At 60.2% G+C, this 24,910-nt stretch carries 22 protein-coding genes and 1 tRNA gene; 11 read left to right on the forward strand and 12 right to left on the reverse strand.

The features are described from left to right. From tolR to nadA, 9 genes are all read left to right on the forward strand, one after another. Positions 1-453: a protein TolR gene (gene tolR, locus BKX96_RS20025; protein WP_162488917.1), complete on the forward strand. Its 453-nt coding sequence runs from the start codon at positions 1-3 to the stop codon at positions 451-453. After that, positions 453-1,550, forward strand: a complete 1,098-nt coding sequence (tolA, locus tag BKX96_RS20030) for a cell envelope integrity protein TolA (RefSeq protein WP_077185284.1) — start codon at positions 453-455, stop codon at positions 1,548-1,550. The genes tolR and tolA overlap by 1 nt, the downstream gene beginning before the upstream one ends. A 17-nt stretch (positions 1,551-1,567) precedes the next feature. Further along, positions 1,568-2,848: a Tol-Pal system beta propeller repeat protein TolB gene (gene tolB, locus BKX96_RS20035; RefSeq protein ID WP_179092165.1), complete on the forward strand. Its 1,281-nt coding sequence runs from the start codon at positions 1,568-1,570 to the stop codon at positions 2,846-2,848. Between the two features lie 52 nt (positions 2,849-2,900). Beyond that, positions 2,901-3,398, forward strand: a complete 498-nt coding sequence (gene pal, locus BKX96_RS20040; protein ID WP_003178634.1) for a peptidoglycan-associated lipoprotein Pal — start codon at positions 2,901-2,903, stop codon at positions 3,396-3,398. A gap of 6 nt (positions 3,399-3,404) precedes the next feature. Continuing rightward, entirely contained in the window at positions 3,405-4,250 is an 846-nt protein-coding gene (gene ybgF / locus BKX96_RS20045) for a tol-pal system protein YbgF (RefSeq protein ID WP_046818802.1), read from the forward strand. Positions 4,251-4,417: 167 nt separating this feature from the next. Beyond that, complete coding sequence (gene queE / locus BKX96_RS20050; RefSeq protein ID WP_046818801.1) at positions 4,418-5,065, forward strand: 7-carboxy-7-deazaguanine synthase QueE; 648 nt, start codon at positions 4,418-4,420, stop codon at positions 5,063-5,065. A 1-nt stretch (position 5,066) separates the two neighbouring features. Beyond that, positions 5,067-5,759, forward strand: coding sequence for a 7-cyano-7-deazaguanine synthase QueC (gene queC, locus BKX96_RS20055; protein WP_046818800.1), 693 nt, complete (start codon positions 5,067-5,069; stop codon positions 5,757-5,759). A 63-nt stretch (positions 5,760-5,822) separates the two neighbouring features. Then, a tRNA-Lys gene (locus tag BKX96_RS20060) sits at positions 5,823-5,898 on the forward strand. 276 nt (positions 5,899-6,174) lie between these two features. Further along, positions 6,175-7,233: a quinolinate synthase NadA gene (gene nadA, locus BKX96_RS20065; protein WP_008054654.1), complete on the forward strand. Its 1,059-nt coding sequence runs from the start codon at positions 6,175-6,177 to the stop codon at positions 7,231-7,233. A gap of 135 nt (positions 7,234-7,368) precedes the next feature. Here nadA and BKX96_RS20070 read toward each other — a convergent pair whose 3' ends face one another. From BKX96_RS20070 to arcD (BKX96_RS20125), 12 genes are all read right to left on the reverse strand, one after another. Continuing rightward, on the reverse strand, positions 7,369-7,857 hold the full coding sequence (locus BKX96_RS20070) for an RDD family protein (protein ID WP_077185287.1): 489 nt from the start codon (positions 7,855-7,857) through the stop codon (positions 7,369-7,371). A gap of 95 nt (positions 7,858-7,952) precedes the next feature. After that, positions 7,953-8,165 carry a cold-shock protein gene (locus BKX96_RS20075; RefSeq protein ID WP_007977299.1) on the reverse strand — a complete coding sequence of 71 codons (213 nt, stop codon included), beginning with the start codon at positions 8,163-8,165 and terminating at the stop codon, positions 7,953-7,955. A 402-nt stretch (positions 8,166-8,567) separates the two neighbouring features. Then, positions 8,568-9,692, reverse strand: a complete 1,125-nt coding sequence (gene gcvT / locus BKX96_RS20080; RefSeq protein ID WP_077185289.1) for a glycine cleavage system aminomethyltransferase GcvT — start codon at positions 9,690-9,692, stop codon at positions 8,568-8,570. Positions 9,693-9,728: 36 nt separating this feature from the next. Beyond that, positions 9,729-11,105, reverse strand: a complete 1,377-nt coding sequence (locus BKX96_RS20085) for an L-serine ammonia-lyase (protein ID WP_077185290.1) — start codon at positions 11,103-11,105, stop codon at positions 9,729-9,731. 210 nt (positions 11,106-11,315) lie between these two features. Further along, positions 11,316-14,165, reverse strand: a complete 2,850-nt coding sequence (gene gcvP / locus BKX96_RS20090) for an aminomethyl-transferring glycine dehydrogenase (RefSeq protein WP_077185291.1) — start codon at positions 14,163-14,165, stop codon at positions 11,316-11,318. Positions 14,166-14,175: 10 nt separating this feature from the next. Then, positions 14,176-14,559, reverse strand: coding sequence for a glycine cleavage system protein GcvH (gene gcvH / locus BKX96_RS20095; RefSeq protein WP_046819590.1), 384 nt, complete (start codon positions 14,557-14,559; stop codon positions 14,176-14,178). A 437-nt stretch (positions 14,560-14,996) separates the two neighbouring features. Further along, a complete protein-coding gene (gcsR, locus tag BKX96_RS20100; protein WP_077185292.1) occupies positions 14,997-16,505 on the reverse strand; it encodes a transcriptional regulator GcsR in 1,509 nt (502 codons plus the stop codon). 238 nt (positions 16,506-16,743) lie between these two features. After that, on the reverse strand, positions 16,744-17,106 hold the full coding sequence (locus BKX96_RS20105; protein ID WP_046819592.1) for a DUF5064 family protein: 363 nt from the start codon (positions 17,104-17,106) through the stop codon (positions 16,744-16,746). Between the two features lie 12 nt (positions 17,107-17,118). Continuing rightward, a complete protein-coding gene (arcC, locus tag BKX96_RS20110; protein WP_046819593.1) occupies positions 17,119-18,048 on the reverse strand; it encodes a carbamate kinase in 930 nt (309 codons plus the stop codon). Between the two features lie 190 nt (positions 18,049-18,238). Further along, positions 18,239-19,249, reverse strand: a complete 1,011-nt coding sequence (locus BKX96_RS20115) for an ornithine carbamoyltransferase (RefSeq protein WP_046819594.1) — start codon at positions 19,247-19,249, stop codon at positions 18,239-18,241. Positions 19,250-19,317: 68 nt separating this feature from the next. Continuing rightward, positions 19,318-20,574 (reverse strand): arginine deiminase, encoded by a 1,257-nt coding sequence (arcA, locus tag BKX96_RS20120; RefSeq protein WP_046819595.1) that lies wholly within the window; start codon positions 20,572-20,574, stop codon positions 19,318-19,320. 33 nt (positions 20,575-20,607) lie between these two features. Beyond that, positions 20,608-22,035 (reverse strand): arginine-ornithine antiporter, encoded by a 1,428-nt coding sequence (gene arcD / locus BKX96_RS20125; protein WP_077185293.1) that lies wholly within the window; start codon positions 22,033-22,035, stop codon positions 20,608-20,610. 439 nt (positions 22,036-22,474) lie between these two features. Here arcD (BKX96_RS20125) and arcD (BKX96_RS20130) point away from each other — a divergent pair, with 439 nt between their 5' ends. Together arcD (BKX96_RS20130) and BKX96_RS20135 are read left to right on the forward strand one after the other, a co-directional pair. Then, on the forward strand, positions 22,475-23,902 hold the full coding sequence (arcD, locus tag BKX96_RS20130; protein ID WP_077185294.1) for an arginine-ornithine antiporter: 1,428 nt from the start codon (positions 22,475-22,477) through the stop codon (positions 23,900-23,902). Beyond that, positions 23,899-24,762 (forward strand): DNA-3-methyladenine glycosylase family protein, encoded by an 864-nt coding sequence (locus BKX96_RS20135; RefSeq protein ID WP_077185295.1) that lies wholly within the window; start codon positions 23,899-23,901, stop codon positions 24,760-24,762. The genes arcD (BKX96_RS20130) and BKX96_RS20135 overlap by 4 nt, the downstream gene beginning before the upstream one ends. Positions 24,763-24,910 lie beyond the last annotated feature (148 nt).

Raw genomic sequence — 24,910 nt, forward strand, 5'->3', positions numbered from 1 at the left:
ATCGCTCGAGCTCGCAAAAAGCGCAAGCCGGTCGCCGAGATGAACGTAGTGCCCTACATCGACGTGATGTTGGTGCTGCTGGTCATCTTCATGGTGACCGCGCCAATGCTCAATCAGGGCGTGAAAGTTGATCTGCCCAAGGTTTCCAGCGAAGCCTTGCCGCAAGACAACAACACCCAGGTCCTGACCATTTCGATCAAATCCGACAAGACCTACTACTGGAACCTTGGCAGCGAAGTCGACACCGAGAAGCAGCAGGACAGGGCCATGACCCTGCCGCAGATGACTGATGCGGTGACCAAGATCATTCGCGTAGGCAACGAAAGCGGCAAGCGCACCCAGGTGTTCATCCGCGGTGACAAGAGTGTCGACTACGGCTCCGTCATGGGCGCCATGGGCGGGTTGCAGAAAGCCGGCGTCGGTAATGTTGGCTTGATTACCGAGGCGCCCTGATGCAGCAACAGCGAGAGCCGTCCGCCTCGGAAAGCTACTTCTGGCCTAGTGTCTGGGCGATTGGCTTGCACGTGCTGGTGTTCGGCATGCTGTTCGTCAGTTTTGCCTTCACCCCGGAGCTGCCGCCGGCCAAGCCGATCGTCCAGGCGACCCTGTACCAGCTGAAATCGAAAAGTCAGGCGACCACCCAGACCAATCAGAAGATTGCGGGTGAGGCGAAGAAATCCGCCGCGCGCCAGACCGAAGTCGAGCAGTTGGAACAGAAGAAGGTCGAGCAGGAAGCGATAAAGGCTGCGGAACAAAAGAAAGAAGACGCGGCTCAAAAGGCCGAGGAAGCCAAGAAGGCCGACGAGTCGAAGAAAGCGGAAGAGGCGAAAAAGGCTGATGAGGCCAAGAAGGCTGATGAAGCCAAGAAAGCCGATGAAGCGAAGAAGACCGCCGAAGCCAAGAAGGCAGAAGAGAAACAATTGGCTGATATAGCCAAGAAGAAAGCGGAAGAAGAAGCCAAGAAGGCTGCTGAAGAAGAGGCCAAGAAAGCGGCCGCTGAAGAAGCGAAGAAAAAGATCGTCGAAGACGCGAAAAAGAAAGCCGCCGAAGACGCCAAGAAGAAAGCTGAAGCTGAAGAGGCGAAGAAGAAAGTCGCCGAAGAAGCGAAGAAGAAAGCTGCTGCCGATGCTGCGAAGAAGAAATCGCAGGATGCGGCGCGTAAATCCGCCGAAGACAAAAAGGCCCAGGCCCTGGCAGATTTGCTTTCCGATACGCCGCAGCGTCAGCAGGCCTTGGCCGATGAGCAGGGTGACGAAGTCGCCGGCAGTTTCGACGACCTGATTCGAGTGCGTGCAGCGGAAGGCTGGGCTCGTCCACCTTCGGCCCGCAAAGGCATGACGGTTCAGCTGCAAATCGGCATGTTGCCGGACGGTACGGTGACTTCGGTCAAGGTGCTCAAGTCCAGTGGCGACGGTCCGTTTGACGCTTCAGCCGTAGCGGCAGTGAAGAATATTGGACGTTTGACAGAAATGCAGGGAATGAAGCCGAGCGATTTTGCTCCGTATCGTTCATTCAAGATGACATTCACACCTGAGGATCTAGCCCCGTGAGAAACCTCCTTCGAGGAATGCTCGTCGTGATCTGCTGCATGGCAGGGATCGCGATGGCAGATGAGAAAAACATTCTGGTCACCAGCGGCAGCGATCGGGCCACCCCGATCGCGGTCGTGCCGTTTGGCAACCAGGGCGGCAGCGTGCTGCCGGACGACATGGCGGAAATCATCGGTAACGACCTGCGCAACTCGGGTTACTACTCGCCGATTCCAAAGCAGAACATGATCAGCCAGCCTAGCCAGGCCAGCGAAATCATCTTCCGCGACTTCAAGGCGCTGGGCGCACAGTACGTGATGGTCGGCAGCATTGCGCCAACGGGCGGTCGCCTGCAGGTTCAATACGCCCTGTTCAACGTCGCCACCGAGCAGCAAGTGCTGACCGGCAGCGTGTCGGGCAGCGTCGATCAGTTGCGCGACATGTCGCACTACATCGCTGACCAGTCGTTCGAAAAGCTCACCGGTATCAAGGGTGCGTTCTCGACTCGCCTGCTGTACGTGACGGCCGAGCGCTTCTCCGAAAAGAACACCCGTTACACGCTGCAGCGTTCGGACTATGACGGCGCCCGTGCCGTGACCCTGCTGCAATCGCGCGAGCCGATCCTGTCGCCGCGTTTCGCACCCGATGGCAAGCGTATCGCCTACGTCTCGTTCGAGCAGAAGCGTCCGCGCATTTTCATGCAGAACATCGACACCGGTCGCCGTGAGCAGATCACCAACTTCGAAGGCCTGAACGGCGCGCCAGCCTGGTCGCCGGATGGCAATCGCCTGGCGTTCGTACTGTCGAAAGACGGCAACCCGGACATCTATGTGATGAACCTGGGTTCGCGTCAGATCACCCGTGTCACCAACGGTCCTGGCATCAACACCGAACCGTTCTGGGGCAAGGATGGCTCGACCATCTACTTCACTTCCGATCGTGGTGGCAAGCCGCAGATCTACAAGACCAGTGTGGGCGGCGGCGGTGCCGAACGAGTGACTTTCGTCGGTAACTACAACGCCAACCCTAAACTGTCGGCTGATGAAAAGACGCTTGTCATGATTCACCGTCAGGATGGCTTCACCAATTTCAAGGTGGCGGCCCAGGATTTGCAACGCGGTAGTGTAAAAATCCTCACTGATAGCACTCTGGACGAGTCGCCCACTGTCGCGCCCAACGGCACCATGGTAATCTACGCCACCCGCCAGCAGGGCCGGGGAGTCTTGATGCTCGTGTCTATCAATGGACGCGTAAGGCTCCCGCTTCCTACCGCTCAAGGCGAAGTCAGAGAACCTTCCTGGTCCCCTTACCTGAACTGACGCGGCGCTATACGTTTTACTTAACACACTGGGGTTCATTAGGAGTTTCACGATGGAAATGCTGAAGTTTGGTAAATTTGCTGCGCTGGCACTGGCCATGGCTGTAGCTGTAGGTTGCTCGTCCAAAGGCGGCGACAATGCCGGTGAAGGCGCGGTAGATCCAAACGCTGGTTACGGCGCAAACACTGGTGCAGTTGACGGCTCCCTGAGCGAAGAAGCTGCACTGCGCGCTATCACCACTTTCTACTTCGAATACGACAGTTCGGACCTGAAGCCAGAAGCCATGCGCGCTCTGGACGTTCACGCCAAAGACCTGAAAGCAAACGGCGCTCGCGTTGTTCTGGAAGGCAACACCGACGAACGTGGTACTCGTGAGTACAACATGGCACTGGGCGAGCGTCGTGCGAAAGCCGTTCAGCGCTACCTGGTACTGCAAGGCGTTTCCCCAGCTCAGCTGGAACTGGTTTCCTACGGCGAAGAGCGTCCAGTTGCTACCGGCAACGACGAGCAGTCCTGGGCTCAAAACCGTCGCGTCGAACTGCGTAAGTAATTCGTCATGCGAACGTGCCGTCGTGCTGTAACTGTTCTGGCTCTCAGCCTCGCGCCGCTTGCGGCGTGGGCTGCGGTTCCTGTGGTCGATAATGACTCCGGCTATAACAATAGCGGGAGCACTTATCCGCCTGCAGGCTACGGTACGAACGGCGCCTATGCCGGGGGAGGGGTTTCGGCCCCTGTCTCGGCACAGGGCCAGCTGTTCAACCAACTGCAACAAATGCAGGATCAGATCTCACGCCAACAGGGTGTGATCGAAGAGCTGCAAAATGATGTAGCGCGCATGAAGCAGGAAAGCCTGGAGCGATACCAGGATCTTGATCGGCGCATAGGAACCGGCGTTGCACCAGCCGCGACTCCTGAGAATTCTTCAACCGGTGGCGACTTGAACGCCCCCGGTGCAGCCGCTGGCGCAGCTGCAGGTGCGGGAGCGGCCGCCGCTCAAGCACCCGCCGCGGGTAGCGAGCCGGCGGATCCGGCGAAGGAAAAGCTCTATTACGATGCTGCCTTCGACCTGATCAAGGCCAAGGATTTCGACAAGGCCAGCCAGGCTTTTGCCGCTTTCCTGCGCAAGTACCCGAACAGCCAGTACGCCGGCAATGCCCAGTACTGGTTGGGCGAAGTGAACCTGGCCAAAGGCGATCTGCAAGGTGCGGGTCAGGCCTTTGCCAAGGTTTCGCAGTTGTACCCCAAGCACGCCAAAGTGCCTGACTCGCTGTACAAGCTTGCTGACGTAGAGCGCCGCCTCGGTCATCCAGACAAGGTAAAAGGCATTCTGCAGCAGGTTGTGTCCCAGTTTCCGGGCACTTCCGCCGCTCAGCTGGCCCAGCGTGACCTGCAAAAAATGTAAGGGCTGCTTGACCCCTTTCGAAGAAACCCGCGCTTGTCGCGGGTTTTTTCGTTAGAATTCACGCCCTTTTTATGAAACACGCTTTTTGGGGCCTGCGCATTGCCGAGGCTCCTTGAAGTGCCTGACGGAGGCGGACAGCCTGTTTAGCTGTTACGCCCGTGGCGACTATGCAAGACACATTGAGAATTACCGAAGTTTTCTACTCGTTGCAGGGTGAAACGCGGACTGCTGGCCTGCCCACTGTTTTTGTGCGCCTGACCGGTTGCCCCCTGCGTTGCCAATACTGCGACAGCGCCTACGCCTTCACTGGCGGAACCCTGCGCACCCTCGACGATATCCTCGAGCAGGTCGCCGGTTTTCGTCCGCGCTACGTCTGTGTCACGGGCGGCGAGCCCCTGGCCCAGCCCAATGCCATTCCATTGCTCAAGCGCCTGTGTGATGCCGGTTACGAAGTGTCACTGGAAACCAGTGGCTCGATCGATATCTCGGCGGTAGATTCCCGGGTCAGTCGCGTTGTCGACCTGAAAACCCCAGGGTCCAAGGAAGCGCATCGCAACCGCTACGAAAACATCGAGCTGTTGACGCCCAACGATCAGGTGAAGTTTGTCATCTGCTCGCGGGAAGACTATGACTGGTCCGTGTCCAAGCTGATCCAGTACGGTCTGGACAAGCGCGCTGGTGAAGTCCTGTTCTCGCCAAGCCACCATGATCTCAATGCACGAGACCTGGCGGACTGGGTGGTGGCGGATAACCTGCCAGTGCGTTTGCAGTTGCAGCTGCATAAATATCTATGGAATGACGAACCGGGGCGCTGAAATGACTGAACCACTCAACACTGCTGAAAAACGTGCGGTCATCCTGTTGTCCGGTGGCCTGGACTCGGCAACTGTCGTGGCCATGGCGCGTGCCGAAGGCTACAGCTGCTACACCATGAGTTTCGACTACGGTCAGCGTTCCCACGCCGAGCTGTACGCCGCCGAGCGGGTCGCCCGCGACCTGGGGGTGGTCGAGCACAAGGTCATCGGCCTGAACCTGAACGGCATGGGTGGCTCGGCGCTGACCGACAGCAGCATCGATATCCCGGAAGAGCTGGGCGAGGGCATTCCGGTGACCTACGTGCCTGCGCGTAACACGGTGTTCCTGTCCCTGGCATTGGGCTGGGCGGAAGTGCTCGGCGCACGGGACATCTTCATCGGTGTCAACGCAGTGGATTACTCCGGTTACCCGGACTGCCGTCCCGAGTTCATCGAGTCTTTCGAGCGTATGGCCAACCTGGCGACCAAGGCCGGCGTAGAAGGCAATGGCTTCCGCATCCAGGCGCCACTGCAAAACCTGAGCAAGGCGCAAATCGTCCAGGCTGGCGTGAAGCTGGGTGTGAATTACGGCCTGACCGTTTCCTGCTATCAGGCCGACGATAACGGCCGTGCCTGCGGCAAGTGCGACAGCTGCCGTCTGCGCGCAGAAGGCTTTGCGGCGGCCGGAATCAGCGACCCAACACCTTATTTTTGATTATTTTTAAAATAGGTGTTGAATAGTCCTTAAAAATCAGTATTATACGCGCCACCACACAGCGGGTCGTTAGCTCAGTTGGTAGAGCAGTTGGCTTTTAACCAATTGGTCGTAGGTTCGAATCCCACACGACCCACCATTTTTGGCGGTTTAGAAAATCCGGAAGGCCCACGCAAGTGAGGATTTCCGGGTTTTTTTTTGCCTGCGATTTGTGCTTTCGCCGATCCTGATTCCGATCCCGATCAGCACCGCACGGCTCAGGTCAGAATCATCTTTTGCATCCCGCGGATATTCTGTAGCCTTGCGCCTCTTCAAAGCTCTGATGATGACTCACTCTCCCGGCGGTACCCTCAAGGGTCCGGAGCCGGGGTGTATACTCGACTTTCGCGCTTAAGCGCCTGCAGGTCTTGCGAAAATGACGCAGATTTCCGAACGCCTTCTGGTTCAAGCCCACCTCGACGCCAAGCAGCCCAAGCCGCTGACCGCCGACGAGGAAGCTTATTACCGTGCCGCCATCGCCGCCGAGCTCAAGGCTCAGGACGCGGTGCTGGTGGCGCACTTCTATTGCGATCCGGTTATTCAGGCCCTGGCCGAAGAAACCGGTGGCTGTGTCTCCGACTCGTTGGAAATGGCCCGCTTCGGCAATGCCCATCCGGCCAAGACCGTGGTGGTCGCCGGGGTGAAATTCATGGGCGAGACGGCCAAGATCCTCAACCCCGAGAAACGCATCCTGATGCCGACCCTGGAGGCGACGTGCTCACTGGACCTGGGGTGTCCGGTCGATGAGTTTTCCGCATTCTGCGACCAGCATCCGGAGCGTACGGTGGTGGTTTACGCCAATACCTCGGCGGCGGTCAAAGCCCGCGCGGATTGGGTGGTGACGTCCAGCTGTGCGCTGGAAATCGTCGAAAGCCTGATGGATAACGGCGAAACCATCATCTGGGGGCCGGACAAGCACCTGGGCACCTACATCCAGCGCCAGACCGGTGCCGACATGCTGCTGTGGGACGGTGCCTGCATCGTTCACGAAGAATTCAAGTCCAAGCAGCTCGAAGATATGAAGGCGCTGTATCCGGATGCGGCGATCCTGGTGCATCCGGAGTCGCCGACCTCGGTGATCGAGCTGGCGGATGCCGTCGGCTCCACCAGTCAGTTGATCGCGGCGGCACAGAGCCTGCCGAACAAGACCCTGATTGTCGCCACCGACCGCGGTATCTTCTACAAGATGCAGCAGTTGTGTCCGGACAAGGTCTTTATCGAAGCGCCAACGGCCGGTAACGGCGCGGCATGCCGTAGTTGCGCGCATTGCCCGTGGATGGCGATGAACACCCTTGAGCGCACGCTCAAGAGCTTGAAAGAGGGGACGAACGAGATCTTTGTTGATCCGGCGTTGATTCCGCAGGCTATTCGGCCGTTGAAGCGGATGTTGGACTTTACCCAGGCGGCGCGGATGAAGCTGGCCGGGAACGCCTGAGGTCTGTCAGGTAACCCGATAAAACTGTGGGAGCGGGCTTGCTCGCGAAGAGGGTGTATCAGTCGACAGTGATATTGTCTGACGCGCCTCTTCGCGAGCAAGCCCGCTCCCACATTGGTTTGTGTTTACCGAAAATTATTTGGTCTTCTTTGGAATGCGAACGAGCTGGGTATTGGAGTACATGTCATGCCAGCTGCGTTTCTGCTTGTCGAACAGCGACCAGAAGAACCCCAGGCCCACGCACAACAACGATGCGATCGACACCACAAAGCGCAACAGGGCCTGCCACAGGCTGATGGACGAGCCATCGGCATTCTGTACGCGCACGCCCCACACCTGCATGCCCAGGGTCTGGCCGGAGTAGGTCCAGAACTTGGCAAAGAAGCCGAACAGCACGAACAGTAGCACCGTCGACAGCAGTGGATCGCCGTCCAGCGCGCCGGCTTCGGTGAGGGTACGCATTTTCTCTTCCCCGATGATCGCCATCTGGATCATCTTGTAGACGCCGCTGGTGACGATGAGCAGGGCGGTGCACAACAGGAAGTCATAGAACATCGCTGCCAGGCGACGACCCAGGCCGACGGCGGGGAAGTCGCCCTGGGGTTTGAGGAAGTGTTTCGACATGGCAGCCTCTGGGCGCAAAAAGAAGCCATTTTACGGATTTACACGCACAAAAAAGCCCCTGATGTCAGCATCAGGGGCTTTTTCGTTACAGAAGATTAGGCTTCTGCTTGTACTTCGTCAGCCTGCATGCCTTTCTGGCCCTGCACGGCGATGAAAGTCACTTTCTGGCCTTCTTTCAGGCTCTTGAAGCCGTTGCCCTGGATGGCGCGGAAATGCACGAACAGATCCGGACCGCTTTCAGGAGTGATAAAACCAAAACCTTTCTCGTCGTTAAACCACTTGACGGTACCGCTCTGACGTTGGGACATTTCTTATTTCCTTTGACGCAAAAAATTAATGACAGTCTCTCTCTCATGAAAGAGTACTGGGGCTGGTTGCAGGAGAGTAAGAAGACGTCGAACGGGATGTAGCTAACTTGTAGGCTACTGCCCAGGTCACGATTCCAAGCGACCCATGCAAACACAGTGAACAAACTCTACGCCAACTACGGGATAAAAAACAAGCCCTCTGCAAGGCCCGGATTTGCTCAGGTTCCTGGCATGGATGACAACTAGCCCGGCCTTATGCACTGGCGGTGTTCAAATGTTTTCGATCGTTATAATCAAAGTTCATAATCGAAGCTTAGAGCCAAACGATGCACTATTTTATGGCGGTTGCGTTACACATTAGTGCAGTGTAAGCACAACCGCGTTACTTATAGGAACAGTTAATCAGCCGCGATAGTAGCGTTGTGGAACAAATGGCATTTTGCTTACAAGCAAAGCCACCTTTTTCCCACGAACAATGGCCCATACCGGCGTCTCGAGGGCGATGTAGGCGCTGTCGAGGTAACCCATGGCCAGAGGGCCGCCCAAGGTCGGTCCGAAGCCGCCGCTGCAAACGCTGCCGATGATTTCGCCAGCTTCGTTGACGATTTCCGCGCCTTCGCGCACCGGGGTGCGTTCCTGCGGTAGCAGGCCAACGCGCTTGCGGGTAACACCGCCCTGTTGTTGGGCGAATACTGTTTCTGCACCAGGAAAGCCGCCGGCACGCGCACCGTCGGCACGACGCGGCTTGGAGATGGCCCACAGCAGGCTGGCTTCGATCGGGGTGGTGTCGGTGTTCATGTCATGGCCGTACAGGCACAGGCCGGCTTCCAGGCGCAGGGAGTCGCGCGCGCCGAGGCCGATGGCCGCCACTTCCGGCTCGGCCAGCAGGGCGCGGGCCAAGGCTTCGGCACTGGCGGCCGGAACCGAGATTTCGTAACCGTCTTCACCGGTGTAACCCGAGCGGCTGACAAAGCAATCCACGCCCAGCAGAGTCACGCGGGCGAACTGCATGAAAGTCATCTTGGCCACTTCTGGCGCCAGGCGTGCCAGCACGGTCACGGCAGCCGGGCCTTGCAGGGCGAGCAGGGCGCGTTCTTCGAACAGCGGCTCGATGGTGCACTGGTCGCCGATGTGCTTGCGCAGGTGGGCCAGATCCTGGTCCTTGCACGCGGCATTCACTACCAGGAACAGCTCGTCGTTACCCAGGTTGGCGACCATCAGGTCGTCGAGGATGCCACCGCTCTCGTTGGTGAACATCGCGTAGCGCTGCATGCCCACCGGCAGGTCGATGATGTCGACGGGTACCAGGGTTTCCAGGGCCTTGGCGGCATTGGCGCCGGTCAGGCGGATCTGGCCCATGTGCGAAACATCGAACAGGCCAGCCTGCTCGCGGGTGTGCTGGTGTTCTTTCATCACGCCCAGTGGGTATTGCACCGGCATGTCATAGCCGGCGAACGGCACCATGCGCGCACCCAATTCGATGTGCAGGGCGTGCAACGGTGTTTTCAACAGTTGTTCGGTGGACATATTCAACTCCTGGAGAAGTGTGCAGATGAGCGCGCATCAGCACTCGATAATGTTGACCGCCAAACCGCCTCGGGCGGTTTCCTTGTATTTGCTTTTCATGTCGGCGCCGGTCTGGCGCATGGTGCGGATGACCTTGTCGAGGGACACGAAGTGCTGCCCGTCGCCGCGCATGGCCATGCGCACGGCATTGATGGCCTTGACCGAACCCATGGCGTTGCGCTCGATGCAAGGCACTTGCACCAGCCCGCCGATCGGGTCGCAGGTCAGTCCGAGGTTGTGTTCCATGCCGATTTCCGCAGCGTTTTCCACTTGTTGCACGGTGCCGCCAAGCACTTCGCACAGGGCGCCCGCCGCCATGGAGCAAGCCACGCCGACTTCGCCTTGGCAGCCGACTTCGGCGCCGGAGATCGAGGCGTTTTCCTTGTACAGGATGCCGATGGCCGCGGCGGTCAGCAGGAAGCGCACCACCCCGTCGTCGGTCGCGCCGGGAATGAAGCGCATGTAGTAATGCAGCACCGCCGGAATGATCCCGGCCGCGCCGTTGGTCGGGGCTGTCACCACGCGCCCGCCGTTGGCGTTTTCTTCGTTGACCGCCAAGGCGTACAGGTTGACCCAGTCCAGTACCGACAGCGGGTCGCGCAGTGCTGATTCGGGGTTCTTGCACAATTGCCGATGCAGCGCGGCTGCCCGACGCTTGACCTTCAGGCCGCCGGGCAGGATGCCTTCGTTGCGGCAACCGGCGGCGACACAGTCCTGCATCACCTGCCAGATTTTCAGCAAGCCGGCGCGGGTTTCCGCTTCCGGGCGCCAGGCACTTTCGTTGGTCAGCATCACTTGGCTGATGGACAAGCCATAGGTGGTGCAGTGACCGAGCAGGTCCTTGGCGCTTTTGAACGGGAAGGTCAGGGGGGTGGCGTCTTCGACGATGCGGTCGGCGCCAGCGGCGTCCTCATCGACGACAAAACCACCTCCGACCGAGTAGTACTCGCGGCTGCGGATTTGCAGACCGGCGGCATCGAACGCGCGAAAAATCATGCCGTTGGGGTGATAGGCCAACGGTTTGCGAATCATCGCCAGGTGTTCTTTCTCATTGAACGCAATGCTGTGTTCGCCGAGCAGGTTCAAGCGACCATTGCCGCGTATCGTTTGCAGGCGGGCGGCGACGGTTTCGGTATCCACGGTGTCCGGGTGTTCGCCTTCCAGGCCGAGCAACACAGCCTTGTCGCTGCCGTGGCCCTTGCCGGTGGCGCCCAGTGAGCCGTACAGCTCAACCTTGACGCAGGTGGTTGCAGCCAACAGCCCTTCACGGCGCAGACCTTCGGCGAAACGCGCAGCAGCACGCATCGGACCGACGGTGTGGGAGCTGGAGGGGCCGATGCCAATCTTGAACAGGTCGAACACGCTTAACGACATGGTTGTTCTCCGGTTTCTTGTTATAGGAATTGGCGCAAATCTTGTGGAGATCCTGTAGGAGCTGGCTTGTCGGGTCGCCGCATCGCAGCGAAGGCGGTGTGTCAGGCAACAGTTGTGTTGGCTGATATTCCGTCTTCGCTGGCAAGCCAGCTCCTGCAGGGGGGAGCGGTGTTCTGGAAAGTGGGGGCAGGCGAACCTGCCCCCATTCGTTTAAGCGTAGCTTTCGATCGACGGGCAGGCGCAAACCAGGTTGCGGTCGCCGAAGACGTTGTCGACACGACCGACCGGCGGCCAGTATTTGCCTTCGATCAGCGACGCTACCGGATACACCGCCTGCTCGCGGCTGTACGGATGCGACCACTCGCCAACCAATTCCGCCGCGGTGTGCGGGGCGTTTTTCAGCGGGTTGTCGTCCTTGTCCAGCGTGCCGTTTTCCACCGCGCGGATCTCTTCGCGGATGCGGATCATGGCGTCGCAGAAGCGGTCCAGTTCTTCCTTGGATTCGCTTTCGGTCGGCTCGATCATCAAGGTGCCGGCCACCGGGAAGGACATGGTCGGGGCGTGGAAGCCGAAGTCGATCAGGCGCTTGGCGACGTCATCGACGCTGATGCCGCTGCTGTCCTTGAGCGGGCGCAGGTCGAGGATGCATTCGTGCGCGACCAGGCCGTTGCTGCCGGTGTACAGCACCGGGTAGTGCTCTTCCAGGCGACGGGAGATGTAGTTGGCGTTGAGGATCGCCAGCTGCGAAGCGCGYTTCAAGCCAGCACCGCCCATCATGCGGATGTACATCCAGGTGATCGGCAAAATGCTCGCGCTGCCGAACGGTGCGGCGCACACCGCGCCTTCCTTGCGCGCCATGTGCGCGTGGCCTGGCAGGAATGGCGCCAGGTGCGACTTGACGCCGATCGGGCCGACRCCCGGGCCRCCACCGCCGTGGGGRATGCAGAAGGTCTTGTGCAGGTTCAGGTGCGAGACGTCGCCGCCGAACTTGCCCGGGGCGCACAGGCCGACCATGGCGTTCATGTTGGCGCCGTCGATGTACACCTGGCCGCCGTGGTCRTGGATGATGCCGCAGATTTCGCGGATGCCTTCCTCGAACACGCCGTGGGTCGACGGGTAGGTGATCATCAGCGCRGCGAGGTGGTCGCGGTGCTCGATGGCCTTGGCGCGCAGGTCTTCGATGTCGACGTTGCCGCGGGCGTCGCAGGCGGTSACSACYACACGCATGCCGGCCATCTGCGCGGTGGCCGGGTTGGTGCCGTGGGCCGASGACGGGATCAGGCAGATGTCGCGGCGGTCGTCGCCACGGCTCTGGTGGTAGGCGCGGATGGCCAGCAGGCCGGCGTACTCGCCCTGGGACCCGGCGTTGGGCTGCAGCGAGATCGAGTCGTAGCCGGTGGCGGCGCAGAGCATCGCTTCCAGYTCATCGGTCAGCTGCTGGTAACCGGCGCTTTGTTCGGCCGGGGCGAACGGGTGCAGGGCGCCGAATTCGGCCCAGGTCACCGGGATCATTTCGCTGGCGGCGTTGAGTTTCATGGTGCACGAGCCCAGCGGGATCATGGTGCGGTCCAGCGCCAGGTCCTTGTCGGCGAGCTTGCGCAGGTAGCGCATCAGCTCGGTTTCCGAGTGGTAGCGGTTGAACACCGGGTGGCTGAGGATCGGCGATTGGCGMACCAATGCGGCCGGGATGGTTGCTTGAGTCGACGCGGCGAGGGCGGCGAAATCCGGCAGGGCCTGGCCCGCGGCGAACAGCGCCCACAGGGTTTCCACATCGGCCTGGGTGCTGGTTTCATCCAGGGACAGGCCCAGGCGCTCGCCATCGACCACACGCAGGTTGATCTGTTGGGCGTGTGCCTGTTCGTGCAGCGCAGCGGTTTGCGCGCCAGTGGCCAGAGTCAGGGTGTCGAAGAAGGTTTCTTGCTCGACGTTCAGGCCGATCGCTTTCAGGCCTTGGGCCAGGATCGCAGTCAGGTGATGCACACGCTGGGCAATCTGCGTCAGGCCTTTCGGACCGTGGTACACGGCGTACATGCTGGCGATGTTGGCCAGCAGCACTTGCGCGGTGCAGATGTTCGACGTGGCYTTTTCGCGGCGGATGTGCTGCTCGCGGGTCTGCATCGCCAGGCGCAGGGCCGGCTTRCCGAAACGGTCGACGGAGACGCCGACCAGACGSCCCGGCATGTCGCGCTTGAACGCGTCCTTGGTGGAGAAGTAGGCCGCGTGYGGGCCWCCGAAGCCCAGCGGCACGCCGAARCGTTGCGCGCTGCCGATGGCCACGTCGGCACCGAATTCGCCCGGCGGGGTCAGCAGGGTCAGGGCCAGCAGGTCGGCGGCCACGGCCACCAGGGCGTTGGCGGCGTGCAGGCGCTCGGTCAGTTCGCGGTAGTCGAACACGTCACCGTTGCTCGCCGGGTACTGCAGCAGGGCGCCGAAGAACGGCGTCACGTCGCTCAGTTCGCGCTCGTCACCGACCACCACCTCGATGCCCAGCGGTTCGGCACGGGTGCGCAGCACGTCGAGGGTCTGCGGGTGGCAATGCCGTGATGCGAAGAACTGGTRGCTGCCCTTGTTCTTGCTCAGGCGCTTGCAGAAGGTCATGGCTTCGGCGGCGGCGGTGGCTTCGTCGAGCAGGGAGGCGTTGGCGATCGGCAGGCCGGTGAGGTCACTGATCAGGGTCTGGAAGTTCAGCAGCGCTTCGAGACGGCCTTGGGAAATTTCCGGCTGGTACGGGGTGTAGGCGGTRTACCAGGCTGGGTTTTCCAAGAGGTTGCGCAGGATCGGCGACGGCGTGTGGGTGCCGTAGTAGCCCTGGCCGATGAAGGTCTTGAACAGCTGGTTCTTGCCGGCGATGCCTTTGATCATCGCCAGGGCRTCGGCTTCGCTCAGGCCRTCTTCCAGGCCGAGCACGCTGGTGCCCTTGATGCTGTCGGGGATGACGCTGGCGCTCAGATCCTGGAGGGAGTCGAAACCGAGGGTGTTGAGCATGGCCTGCTCGTCACCGGCGCGGGGGCCGATGTGGCGGGCGATGAATTCGTTGGCGGTGCTGAGATTAATCGTCATGGCGGGTTCCTCAGGCTTCGGCTTGGGCTTTGATCAGGCGGTCGTAGGCGTCCTGATCCAGCAGTTGGCCGACAGCGGCAGCGTCAGCGGGCTTGAAGCGGAAGAACCAGCCTTCGCCCAGCGGATCTTCGTTGACCAGCTCAGGGCTGCTGTCCAGCGCCGGGTTCACTTCCAGCACTTCGCCGTCGAGTGGCATGTACACGCCGCTGGCGGCTTTTACCGATTCCACGGTGGCGGCTTCAGCGCCTTTGTCGTAGGACTGCAGCTCCGGCAGTTGTACGAAAACCACGTCACCCAGGGCGTTCTGCGCGAAAGCGGTGATGCCGACTGTGACGCTGCCGTCAGCTTCGGTGCGCAGCCATTCGTGATCTTCAGTAAAACGCAACTCGCTCATGGAAACTCCTAAGGGGCCAGACTCGTCTGGTGGACGCGATTGAATGCTTGGGCAATGCCCTGGTTTATGCAGGGTTACTAAGCAAGAACGCGGCCAATGTTGTTTTATTGTTTTAAATCAACAGGTTGCGATAATTCACGGCGCAACTGAATTCGCAGGCTGTAGCGATATCGCTACAGAGGCGGCAGAAGAAAAAAGCTGAAGTGGATCAAAGCCTTGCGCAGGGCCGTTAGAAGAGGGGTGTAGCGATATCGTTCCGCTGTAGCGCTTTCAGTACAGGTGGAGGTCGTTTTTGGAGTGAAATTTCCGGGCCGGACTCAAACCTGTGGGAGCGGGCTTGCTCGCGAAGGCAGACCAGTCAATTCATCTGTGAATGACACACTGCCTTCGTCGGAACGCCGCCCGGACCAAGCCCGCTCCCACATTTGACCGAGCGGTCAGGGCTTATTAGGAATGCCGTACTTGCGCAGTCGATGGGCGATGGCGGTGTGAGAGGTTTGCAGGCGGTTGGCCAGTTGACGGGTCGAGGGGTAGCTGACGTAGAGCTTTTCCAGCAGGGTTTTCTCGAACTCATCCATGGCCTGCTCCAGGCTGTCGACCTCCTGGTCGCTCTGGCGCGCCACCGAGGTACCGGCGATGTCGAGGTCGCCGATGTCTACCAGGCTGCTTTCGCAAATGGCTGCCGCACGGAAGATCACGTTTTGCAGTTGCCGCACGTTGCCCGGCCAGCGGTTACCCAACAACGCCGGATAAGTGCCCGGCGCCAGGCGGCAGACCGGGCGCTGGATCTGTGCGCAGGCCTGCTGCATGAAGTAGCGGGCCAGCAGCAGAATGTCCTGGCCCCGTTCACGCAGGGGCGGGACTTCGACATTGAGCACGTTGAGGCGGTAGAACAGGTCTTCGCGGAACAAGCCTTCGCTGACCATTTTTTCCAGGTCACGGTGGGTGGCGCTGAGGATCCGCACATTGACCTTGACCTCACGATCGCCGCCGACCCGACGGAAGCTGCCATCGTTGAGGAAGCGCAGCAACTTGGCCTGCAAGTAGGGTGACATCTCGCCGATCTCGTCGAGAAACACCGTGCCCTGGTTGGCCAGTTCCATCAGCCCCGGCTTGCCGCCCCGTTGCGCGCCGGTGAAGGCACCAGGGGCGTAGCCGAACAGTTCGCTTTCGGCGAGGTTCTCCGGCAATGCCGCGCAATTCAAGGCCAAAAATGGTGAGCTGTGCCGTGCACTGATGGCGTGGCAAGCCCGCGCCACCAGTTCCTTGCCGGTGCCGGTTTCGCCCTGGATCAACAGGGGCGCATCGAGTGCCGCCACCCGTTGCGCTCGGACCTTGAGCGTGCGAATCACGGGTGATTCACCGAGCAGCGCATCAAATCCTTCGGCGTGATCGTGGTGCAGGGCCGACAGGCGTTCACCGATGCGGTTGGGTTGATACAGGGTGAGCAGGGCGCCAGCGTCGGTGATCGGCGTGGCGTCCAGCAACAACGTCTGGCCGTTGACGGTAATTTCCCGCAGCGGCAGGCGAAAACCCTGTTCGAGCAAGGCATCGAGCAGCGCCGGGTCGGCAAACAGGTCGGCGACACTTTCACCGGCCGGTTCGCGACCATACAGGGCGATCAATGCCGGGTTGGCCAGCAGTACCTTGCCGGCGCTGTCCAGCGCCAGCACCGGGTCGGTCATCGCCGCGAGCAGCGCATCGAGCTGCAGGTGCCGGCGCTGGCCGGGAAGAATATCGACCACGGTCATCGCCTGCACGCCACGGACGCTCAGCAGCGCATCGCGCAGTTCCTCGAGCACTTGCGGACTCAGGGTTGGCGCATCGATGTAGACGTTGGGCGGGACCATTTCCACCGCATCCAGGTTGAGGTTGCGTCCACCGAGCAGGGCCAGGACTTCCTGGGTGATGCCGACTCGATCGATGAAGCTGACGTGGATACGCATGGGGCGGTTTTGGGTTCTGGCGTGCGGAGGGTGGCAAGTATGCCTTGGAGCAAGCGAATGATGAAATCCTGCGCGGGATTTCAGCGTGGCGAGGTCCCCTTGTGGGAGCGAGCCTGCTCCGGGCGGCGTTCCGACGAAGGCGTCGTGTCAGGCAACGTGGATGGCGACTGACACACCGCTTTCGCGAGCAGGCTCGCTCCCACAGTGGTTTGGATTGACCCCAGAATGTTTGTTCGGGTTATTCGAAGTGCTCGGGATTCACCGCGTCGCCGGACTTCATATTCAACTGCTGCCGGATGTCTTCGAACATCAAGTCGTAATGCTTGTGCACCGAGCCGATCTGGCTGTGGGTTTTCGGGATTCCGTACTTCTCGGCAATTCTCGTCACATCCCTGGCAAAGTTGTAGGCCTCTTCCTTGGGCAGGAAGAAGGGCTCTGACATGTCCTTGCCCTGAATGCTGCCATGCATGGTGAACTGGATGCCTTTTTCACCTTTGTCATTCTTGCTGACTTCATAGTCGAGGTGCACGTTGTAGCTGACATCGTCCGGTGTCAGCGCATGACGCTCAATGTGCAAGTGACCTGGCTCAAACTGTGCCATGGGCGTCTCTCCTTACAAGTAGGTAATGCCAGGTGTCGCCGTGCTGATGCGCGTGCCGGCCGTGCCCTGGACGATCGCTTCGATATCCGCGAGTGAGCCGATCACCGCGACCTTTCCAGTATGGCGCGCGAATTCGCAGGCTGCCTGCACTTTCGGTCCCATGGAGCCGGCGGCAAAGCCGAGCTTTTCCATTTCGTCCGGGTGCGCCTGGGAGATGCTCTTCTGGGTCGGTTTGCCGAAGTCGATGAACGCAGCGCTGACGTCGGTGGCGATCACCAGCAGGTCAGCTTCAAGCTGTTCGGCCAGCAGCGCCGAGCACAGGTCCTTGTCGATCACCGCTTCGACGCCTTCAAGCTTGCCGGGTGCGGTGTACATGGTGGGGATGCCGCCACCGCCAGCACAGATCACAATGCTGCCTTTTTCCAGCAGCCACTTGATCGGACGGATTTCGAAGATGCGCTTGGGTTTGGGGCTGGCGACCACGCGGCGATATTTGTCGCCATCGGGGGCAATCGCCCAGCCCTTTTCAGCGGCGAGTTTTTCGGCTTCGGCCTTGGAGTAGACCGGGCCGATGGGTTTGGTCGGGTTCTGGAAGGCCGGGTCGTTGGCATCGACTTCGACCTGGGTCAGGAGGGTGGCGAAGGGCACTTCGAAGTCCAGCAGATTGCCCAGTTCCTGTTCGATGATGTAGCCGATCATGCCTTCGGTTTCGGCGCCGAGCACGTCCAGCGGGTAAGGTGACACCGAGGTGTAGGCCGCCGCTTGCAGCGACAGCAGGCCGACTTGCGGGCCATTGCCATGGGCGATGACCAGTTGGTTGCCGGCATGAATCTTGGCGATCTGCTCGGTGGCGATCCGGATGTTGGCGCGCTGGTTATCCGCGGTCATGGGTTCACCCCGGCGGAGCAGGGCGTTACCGCCCAGAGCAACGACGATACGCATGGTGCATGTCCTTCTAAACAAAGAGTTTGCAAGCAACGCGGTCTCCCGGTTGGAATCGGGCCAGTGTGGGAGCGGGCTTGCTCGCGAATGCGGTTTATCAGGAAACAATGATGTCGACTGACACACCGCTTTCGCGAGCAAGCCCGCTCCCACATTGACCCTGTTCCTTCAGTGGGAGCCGGGTCGGTCTTTAGAGGTCAGCCAAGGTCGACACCAGAATCGCCTTGATCGTGTGCATGCGATTCTCCGCTTGCTCGAAGGCGATGCAGGCCGGCGACTCGAACACGTCATCGGTCACTTCGATGCCGTTCTTCAGGTTTGGGTACTGCTCGGCAATCTGCTTGCCGACCTTGGTGTCGCTGTTGTGGAACGCCGGCAGGCAGTGCATGAACTTGGTGCGCGGGTTGCCGGTGGCTTTCATCAGTTCGGCATTCACCTGGTACGGCAGCAGTTGCTGGATGCGCTCGGCCCAGGCTTCGACCGGTTCGCCCATGGAGACCCAGACGTCGGTGTGGATGAAGTCCACGCCCTTGACCGCCGCTTTCGGGTCTTCGGTGAGGGTGATGCGCGCACCGCTTTCTTCGCCGTACTTCTTGCAGCGGGCCACCAGGTCGTCCAGCGGCCACAGGGCTTTCGGCGCGCAGATGCGCACGTCCATCCCGAGTTTGGCGCCGATCAGCAGCAGCGAATTACCCATGTTGTTACGCGCATCCCCAAGGTAGGCGTAGCTGATTTCGTGGATCGGTTTGTCGGCGTTTTCACGCATGGTCAGCACGTCGGCGATCATTTGCGTCGGGTGATATTCATCGGTCAGGCCGTTGAACACCGGCACGCCGGCAAACTTGGCCAGCTCCTCGACGATTTCCTGCTTGAAGCCACGGTACTCGATGGCGTCGTACATGCGCCCCAGCACCCGGGCGGTGTCCTTCATGCTTTCCTTGTGGCCGATCTGCGAGGAGTTCGGGTCGATGTAGGTAACGTTGGCACCCTGGTCATAGGCCGCGACTTCGAACGCACAGCGGGTGCGGGTCGAGGTTTTTTCGAAGATCAGCGCGATGTTGTTGCCCTTGAGGTGTTGCTGTTCGGTGCCGGTGTATTTGGCGCGCTTGAGATCGCGTGACAGGTCGAGCAGGTAGCGCAATTCGCGAGGGGTGTGGTGTTCCAGGCTCAGCAGATTGCGGTTATGGATATTGAACGCCATTTTGGATCTCCTAAGGTGTCGGGTATCCCGTTGGCCCGCACAGGTTCGCGCGGGCCAACGCTGATGGGTTAGTAGTCGATCGGATCGCGGATGATCGGGCAGGTCATGCAGTGGCCGCCGCCGCGACCGCGACCGAGTTCGCCGGCGCTGATAGTGATGACCTCCACCCCGGCCTTGCGCAGCAGGGTGTTGGTGTAGGTATTGCGGTCGTAGCCGATGACCACGCCGGGCTCTACGGCGACCACGTTGTTGCCGTCGTCCCATTGCTCGCGTTCGGCGGCGAAGCTGTTGCCGCCGGTTTCGACGACGCGCAGGGCCTTGAGGTTGAGGGCCTGGGCCACGGTGTCGAGGAAGTTGGTTTCTTCGCGGCGGATGTCGATGCCACCGGGTTTGCTTTCATCGGGGCGCAGGGTGAAGGCGACGATCTGGTTCACCACTTCCGGGAAGATGGTCACCACATCGCGGTCGCAGAAACTGAACACGGTGTCCAGGTGCATCGCCGCTCGGGATTTCGGCAGGCCGGCGACAATGACTTTCTCCACTGCTTTGTTCTTGAACAGGCTGACTGCCAGTTGGCCGATGGCCTGGCGCGAGGAGCGTTCGCCCATGCCAATCAACACCACGCCGTTGCCAATCGGCATCACGTCGCCGCCTTCAAGGGTTGAGCTGCCGTGGTCCTTGTCCGGGTCGCCGTACCAGATTTCGAATTCGGCGTTGGTGAACTGCGGGTGGAACTTGTAGATGGCGGTGGTCAGCAGGGTTTCCTGGCGACGCGCCGGCCAGTACATCGGGTTGAGCGTGACGCCACCATAGATCCAGCAGGTGGTGTCGCGGGTGAACTGAGTGTTGGGCAGTGGCGGCAGGATGAAGCTGGAGTGGCCGAGGAATTCTCGGAACATCTGGATGGTCTTGCCGCCGAAACTGTCCGGCAGGTCATCGGCAGAGACACCGCCAATCAAGAACTCGGCGATGTGTCGCGGCTCCAGGCTGCGCAGCCACGAACTGGTTTCATTGATCAGGCCCAGGCCCACCGAATCGGCGGTGATCTTGCGTTCGAGAATCCAGTCCAGGGCTTCGGGGATGGCGACGATGTCGGTCAACAGGTTGTGCATTTCCAGCACATCGACACCGCGTTCGCGCATTTTGGTGACGAAATCGAAATGGTCGCGCTTGGCCTGGGCCACCCACAACACATCATCGAACAGCAATTCGTCGCAGTTGTTCGGGGTCAGCCGCTGATGGGCCAGGCCGGGGGAGCAAACCATGACTTTGCGCAGTTTGCCGGCTTCGGAATGGACGCCGTACTTAACTTTTTCCGTGGTCATTTCAGTGAACCTCCAGAGGGCAAGACAGTCGTGTTACAGGGTCAGGAAGCCGTCGTAGAGACCGTAGGCCGCCACCAGGGCGCCGACGATCACCAGGGCGAAAATCAGCTTCTCGACGTTGGTGAAAACCGGTTTCTTGAGTTCCAGCTTGGCCTTGGCGAACAGGATCACGCCGGGCGCGTAGAGCAGGGCCGAGAGCAGCAGGTATTTGACGCCCCCGGCGTACAGCAGCCAGACCGCGTAGATCAGCGCCACCGCGCCAATGATCAGATCCTTCTGGCGCTCGCTCGCCGCGCCTTCGTAGGTTTCGCCGCGCACGGCCAACAACAGGGCGTACGCCGCCGACCACAGGTACGGCACCAGGATCATCGAGGTGGCGAGATAGATCAGCGACAGGTAGGTGCTGGCCGAGAAGAGTGTGATGATCAGGAATATCTGCACCATGGCATTGGTCAGCCACAGGGCGTTGACCGGTACCTGGTTGGCGTTTTCCTTGCGCAGGAACGCCGGCATGGTGTGGTCCTTGGCGGCGGCGAACATGATCTCCGCGCACAGCAGCACCCAGGACAGCAGCGCACCGAGCAACGAGATGATCAGGCCGACGCTGATCAGCACCGCCCCCCACTTGCCCACCACGTGTTCCAGCACGGCGGCCATCGAAGGGTTCTGCAGCTTGGCCAGTTCCGGCTGGGTCAGGATGCCCAGCGACAGCACGTTCACCAGCACCAGAATCAGCAGCACGGTGATAAAGCCGATCACCGTGGCCTTACCCACATCGCTGCGTTTTTCCGCACGTGCCGAGAAAATGCTCGCGCCTTCGATGCCGATGAACACCCACACGGTGACCAGCATCATGTTGCGCACCTGGTTCATCACGCTGCCCAGGTCCGGGTTCTTCAGGCCCCAGATGTCGGCGGTGAAGATCTCCAGCTTGAAGGCGAAAATCGCGATCAGCACAAACAGGATCAACGGTACGATCTTGGCGACCGTGGTCACCAGGTTGATGAACGCCGCTTCCTTGATCCCCCGCAGCACGAGCATATGCACGGCCCACAGCAACACGGACGCGCCGACCACGGCGGCGACGGTGTTGCCTTCGCCAAACACCGGGAAGAAGTAGCCCAGGGTGCTGAACAACAGCACGAAGTAGCCAACGTTGCCCAGCCAGGCACTGATCCAGTAACCCCAGGCTGACGAGAAACCCATGTAGTCGCCGAAACCGGCCTTGGCGTAGGCGTACACCCCGCCGTCCAGGTCAGGTTTGCGGTTGGCCAGCGTCTGGAACACAAAGGCGAGGGTGAGCATGCCGACAGCGGTAATCGCCCAGCCAATCAGGATGGCGCCGACGTCAGCACTGGCCGCCATGTTCTGTGGCAAGGAAAAGATACCGCCACCAATCATCGAACCGACGACCAACGCAACCAGTGCGCCAAGTTTCAGTTTTCCGGGGGCTTCAGACATTGCATGACTCCATTGCAGGAGAAGTGAGACAACAGACTAAGTGCGTCGACCTTGCAGTCAGATGACTTAGATCAGAGAAAGTCTTCATTCCATTTTTAATAACTGAATAATTGACTTGCACATGGCTACTGCCGGCAATGCGCGTTTCAGACGCCTCGTTGAGATTGTTGGAAATTTTTCGCATTCCTTGCGATTTATGAAGCTAGTTCGTTTTTACCAATCCGCAAATTTTCCTCAAGTCTTGTCAGAATGGAAATGGCTTATAAGCTAACTTGTATAAAGCGAATGATTATATGCATTGCATTTCGTCACATTTCGCAACAAAGGGCGTTGGTTGGCGCTATCGAATAAACGTCATTACGCTTCATTCATTTAAGTAATGCAGGTTTTTGTGACGATCTCGCGGCGACTGCCGCCCCTGGGAACGGAGACGCAGCCAATGTCGCAATCCACGCAAAAGCTTCGCCTGAGCGCATTGATCGCGCTGGTGGTGGGGTCGATGATTGGCGGAGGAATCTTTTCCCTGCCGCAGAACATGGCGGCCAAGGCCGACGCCGGTGCGATATTGATTGGCTGGGGAATTACTGCCATCGGCATGCTGACCCTGGCCTTCGTGTTCCAGACCCTGGCCAATCGCAAGCCGGAACTGGACTCAGGAGTGTACGCCTACGCCAAGGCCGGTTTTGGCGACTACATGGGCTTCTCATCCGCCTGGGGCTACTGGATCAGCGCCTGGCTCGGTAACGTCGGTTACTTCGTATTGCTGTTCAGCACCCTGGGGTTTTTCTTCCCGGTGTTCGGCGAAGGCAACACCCCGATCGCCATCGCCTGTGCCTCGGTGCTGCTGTGGACGGTGCATTTCGTGGTGCTGCGCGGGATCAAGGAGGCAGCCTTAATTAACCTGCTGACGACGGTGGCGAAGATTGTGCCGCTGATCATGTTCATCGTCATCGCCGCCGTGGCTTTTCAAGCTGACGTCTTTACCCGTGACATCTGGGGGCGCAGCAACCCGAGTTTCGGCAGCGTGATGGACCAGGTGCGCAACATGATGCTGGTCACGGTGTTCGTGTTCATCGGCATTGAGGGCGCCAGCGTCTATTCCGCGCGGGCCGAGAAACGTGCCGACGTGGGCCGGGCCACGGTCATCGGATTTCTCGGGGTGCTGGCATTGCTGGTGCTGGTCAACGTGCTGTCGCTGGGCATCCTGAGCCAGCCGGAACTGGCCACCTTGCAGAACCCGTCGCTGGCCGCGGTGCTCGAGCACATCGTCGGCCCCTGGGGCGCATTGCTTATCAGCGTCGGCCTGGGGATTTCACTGCTGGGAGCCTTGCTGTCCTGGGCGCTGCTGTGCGCCGAAATCCTCTTTGCCACCGCCAAGGACAAGACCATGCCGGCGTTCCTGACCAAGGAGAACGCCAACCACGTGCCGGTCAATGCGCTGTGGATGACCAATGTGATGATCCAGCTGTTTTTGCTGATCACGCTATTCTCCGCCGGCACCTACACCAGCCTGATCTACCTCGCTTCATCGATGATCCTGGTGCCCTACCTGTGGTCGGCGGCTTATGCCGTGTTGTTGAGCGGACGCGGTGAAACCTACGAGCACGCCTCCGCCGAGCGGACCAAAGACCTGCTGATCGGCGGCGTCGCCCTGTGCTACGCGGTGTGGCTGCTGTACGCCGGTGGCTTGAAATACCTGCTGCTCTCCGCCTTGCTCTATGCGCCGGGCGTGATCCTGTTCGCCAAGGCCAGGCGCGAACAGGGCAAGCCAGTGTTCACCACCCTCGAGAAGGGCATCTTTACCTGCGTCATCAGCGGAGCCGGCTTGGCCGCGTATGCGCTGTACAGCGGGGTGCTGCGGCTGTGAAGCGGCTACTGGCATTCCAGCCGCCCTACGACTGGCCGGCGATGCTGGGGTTTCTGTCGGCACGGGCGATTACCGGAATCGAAGCAGTGGTCGACGGCGTTTACTCGCGCAGCATCGGCTTGAACGGACTTCACGGCACACTCTCGATCAAGCCTGCGACCGCAGACTCACTGGAACTGACCCTCGACTTCCCCGATGCGAACGCAGTACCCGAGATCGTCGCCAGGCTGCGGCGGATGTTTGACCTGGACGCCGACCTGGTCACCATGCAACGTCACCTGGTGGCCGATCCCTTGCTGGCACGCCTGATCGCACAGCGTCCGGGACTGCGCGTACCAGGGACGTGGGACGGTCTGGAACTGGCGATCCGCGCCGTGTTGGGGCAGCAGATCAGCGTAGGCGCGGCCATCAAACTGGCAGGCAAACTGGTGGCGCAATACGGCGCGCCACTGACCTCGCCGCACGACGGCTTGACCCACGTGTTTCCTGAGGCTGCGGTGTTGGCGGCGGCGGACCTGTCGACATTGGGGATGCCGAAAAGCCGTGGCCGTACGCTGTCGGGTGTGGCTCAGGCCTTGCTCGATGATCCTCTATTGTTTGAGCCTGGTCGGCAGGGCGGAGTGACGCGGTTGCTGGGGTTGTATGGGGTTGGTGACTGGACGGCGCAGTACATTGCCCTGCGGCAATTACGGGAGATGGATGGGTTGCCGAATGGGGATGTGGGGTTGATCAATGCGCTGGCGGCATTGGAGGGTGGGGCGGTGACGGCTCGGGATTTGTTGGCGCGGGCTGAAGGGTGGCGGCCGTATCGGGGGTATGCGGCGCAGTTGTTGTGGACTTCGTTGAGTCGAGCGGATTGAGTGAGCTGGTTGAACAGATCATTTTCGCCTATCTCCATTTTCGTCGGCTTTTTCTGCATGGCTTGTGGGATCTTTCCTGATTTTCTAGACCATCTTGAGTTTCCTCTTTGTCCACGTACTTTGCGTTAAGCCACTCATCCTGAGTCGG

The sequence above is a fragment of the Pseudomonas putida genome (assembly GCF_001976065.1).
Taxonomy (GTDB): Bacteria; Pseudomonadota; Gammaproteobacteria; order Pseudomonadales; family Pseudomonadaceae; genus Aquipseudomonas; species Aquipseudomonas serbica.

Bases quoted from the DNA above. Each gene is read 5' to 3' on its own strand.
- tolA (WP_077185284.1), top strand. From the start codon at position 453: ATGCAGCAACAGCGAGAGCCGTCCGCCTCGGAAAGCTACTTCTGGCCT.
- tolB (WP_179092165.1), top strand. From the start codon at position 1,568: ATGCTCGTCGTGATCTGCTGCATGGCAGGGATCGCGATGGCAGATGAG.
- pal (WP_003178634.1), top strand. From the start codon at position 2,901: ATGGAAATGCTGAAGTTTGGTAAATTTGCTGCGCTGGCACTGGCCATG.
- ybgF (WP_046818802.1), top strand. From the start codon at position 3,405: ATGCGAACGTGCCGTCGTGCTGTAACTGTTCTGGCTCTCAGCCTCGCG.
- queE (WP_046818801.1), top strand. From the start codon at position 4,418: ATGCAAGACACATTGAGAATTACCGAAGTTTTCTACTCGTTGCAGGGT.
- queC (WP_046818800.1), top strand. From the start codon at position 5,067: ATGACTGAACCACTCAACACTGCTGAAAAACGTGCGGTCATCCTGTTG.
- nadA (WP_008054654.1), top strand. From the start codon at position 6,175: ATGACGCAGATTTCCGAACGCCTTCTGGTTCAAGCCCACCTCGACGCC.
- BKX96_RS20070 (WP_077185287.1), bottom strand. From the start codon at position 7,857: ATGTCGAAACACTTCCTCAAACCCCAGGGCGACTTCCCCGCCGTCGGC.
- BKX96_RS20075 (WP_007977299.1), bottom strand. From the start codon at position 8,165: ATGTCCCAACGTCAGAGCGGTACCGTCAAGTGGTTTAACGACGAGAAA.
- gcvT (WP_077185289.1), bottom strand. From the start codon at position 9,692: ATGTCCACCGAACAACTGTTGAAAACACCGTTGCACGCCCTGCACATC.
- BKX96_RS20085 (WP_077185290.1), bottom strand. From the start codon at position 11,105: ATGTCGTTAAGCGTGTTCGACCTGTTCAAGATTGGCATCGGCCCCTCC.
- gcvH (WP_046819590.1), bottom strand. From the start codon at position 14,559: ATGAGCGAGTTGCGTTTTACTGAAGATCACGAATGGCTGCGCACCGAA.
- gcsR (WP_077185292.1), bottom strand. From the start codon at position 16,505: ATGCGTATCCACGTCAGCTTCATCGATCGAGTCGGCATCACCCAGGAA.
- BKX96_RS20105 (WP_046819592.1), bottom strand. From the start codon at position 17,106: ATGGCACAGTTTGAGCCAGGTCACTTGCACATTGAGCGTCATGCGCTG.
- arcC (WP_046819593.1), bottom strand. From the start codon at position 18,048: ATGCGTATCGTCGTTGCTCTGGGCGGTAACGCCCTGCTCCGCCGGGGT.
- BKX96_RS20115 (WP_046819594.1), bottom strand. From the start codon at position 19,249: ATGGCGTTCAATATCCATAACCGCAATCTGCTGAGCCTGGAACACCAC.
- arcA (WP_046819595.1), bottom strand. From the start codon at position 20,574: ATGACCACGGAAAAAGTTAAGTACGGCGTCCATTCCGAAGCCGGCAAA.
- arcD (WP_077185293.1), bottom strand. From the start codon at position 22,035: ATGTCTGAAGCCCCCGGAAAACTGAAACTTGGCGCACTGGTTGCGTTG.
- arcD (WP_077185294.1), top strand. From the start codon at position 22,475: ATGTCGCAATCCACGCAAAAGCTTCGCCTGAGCGCATTGATCGCGCTG.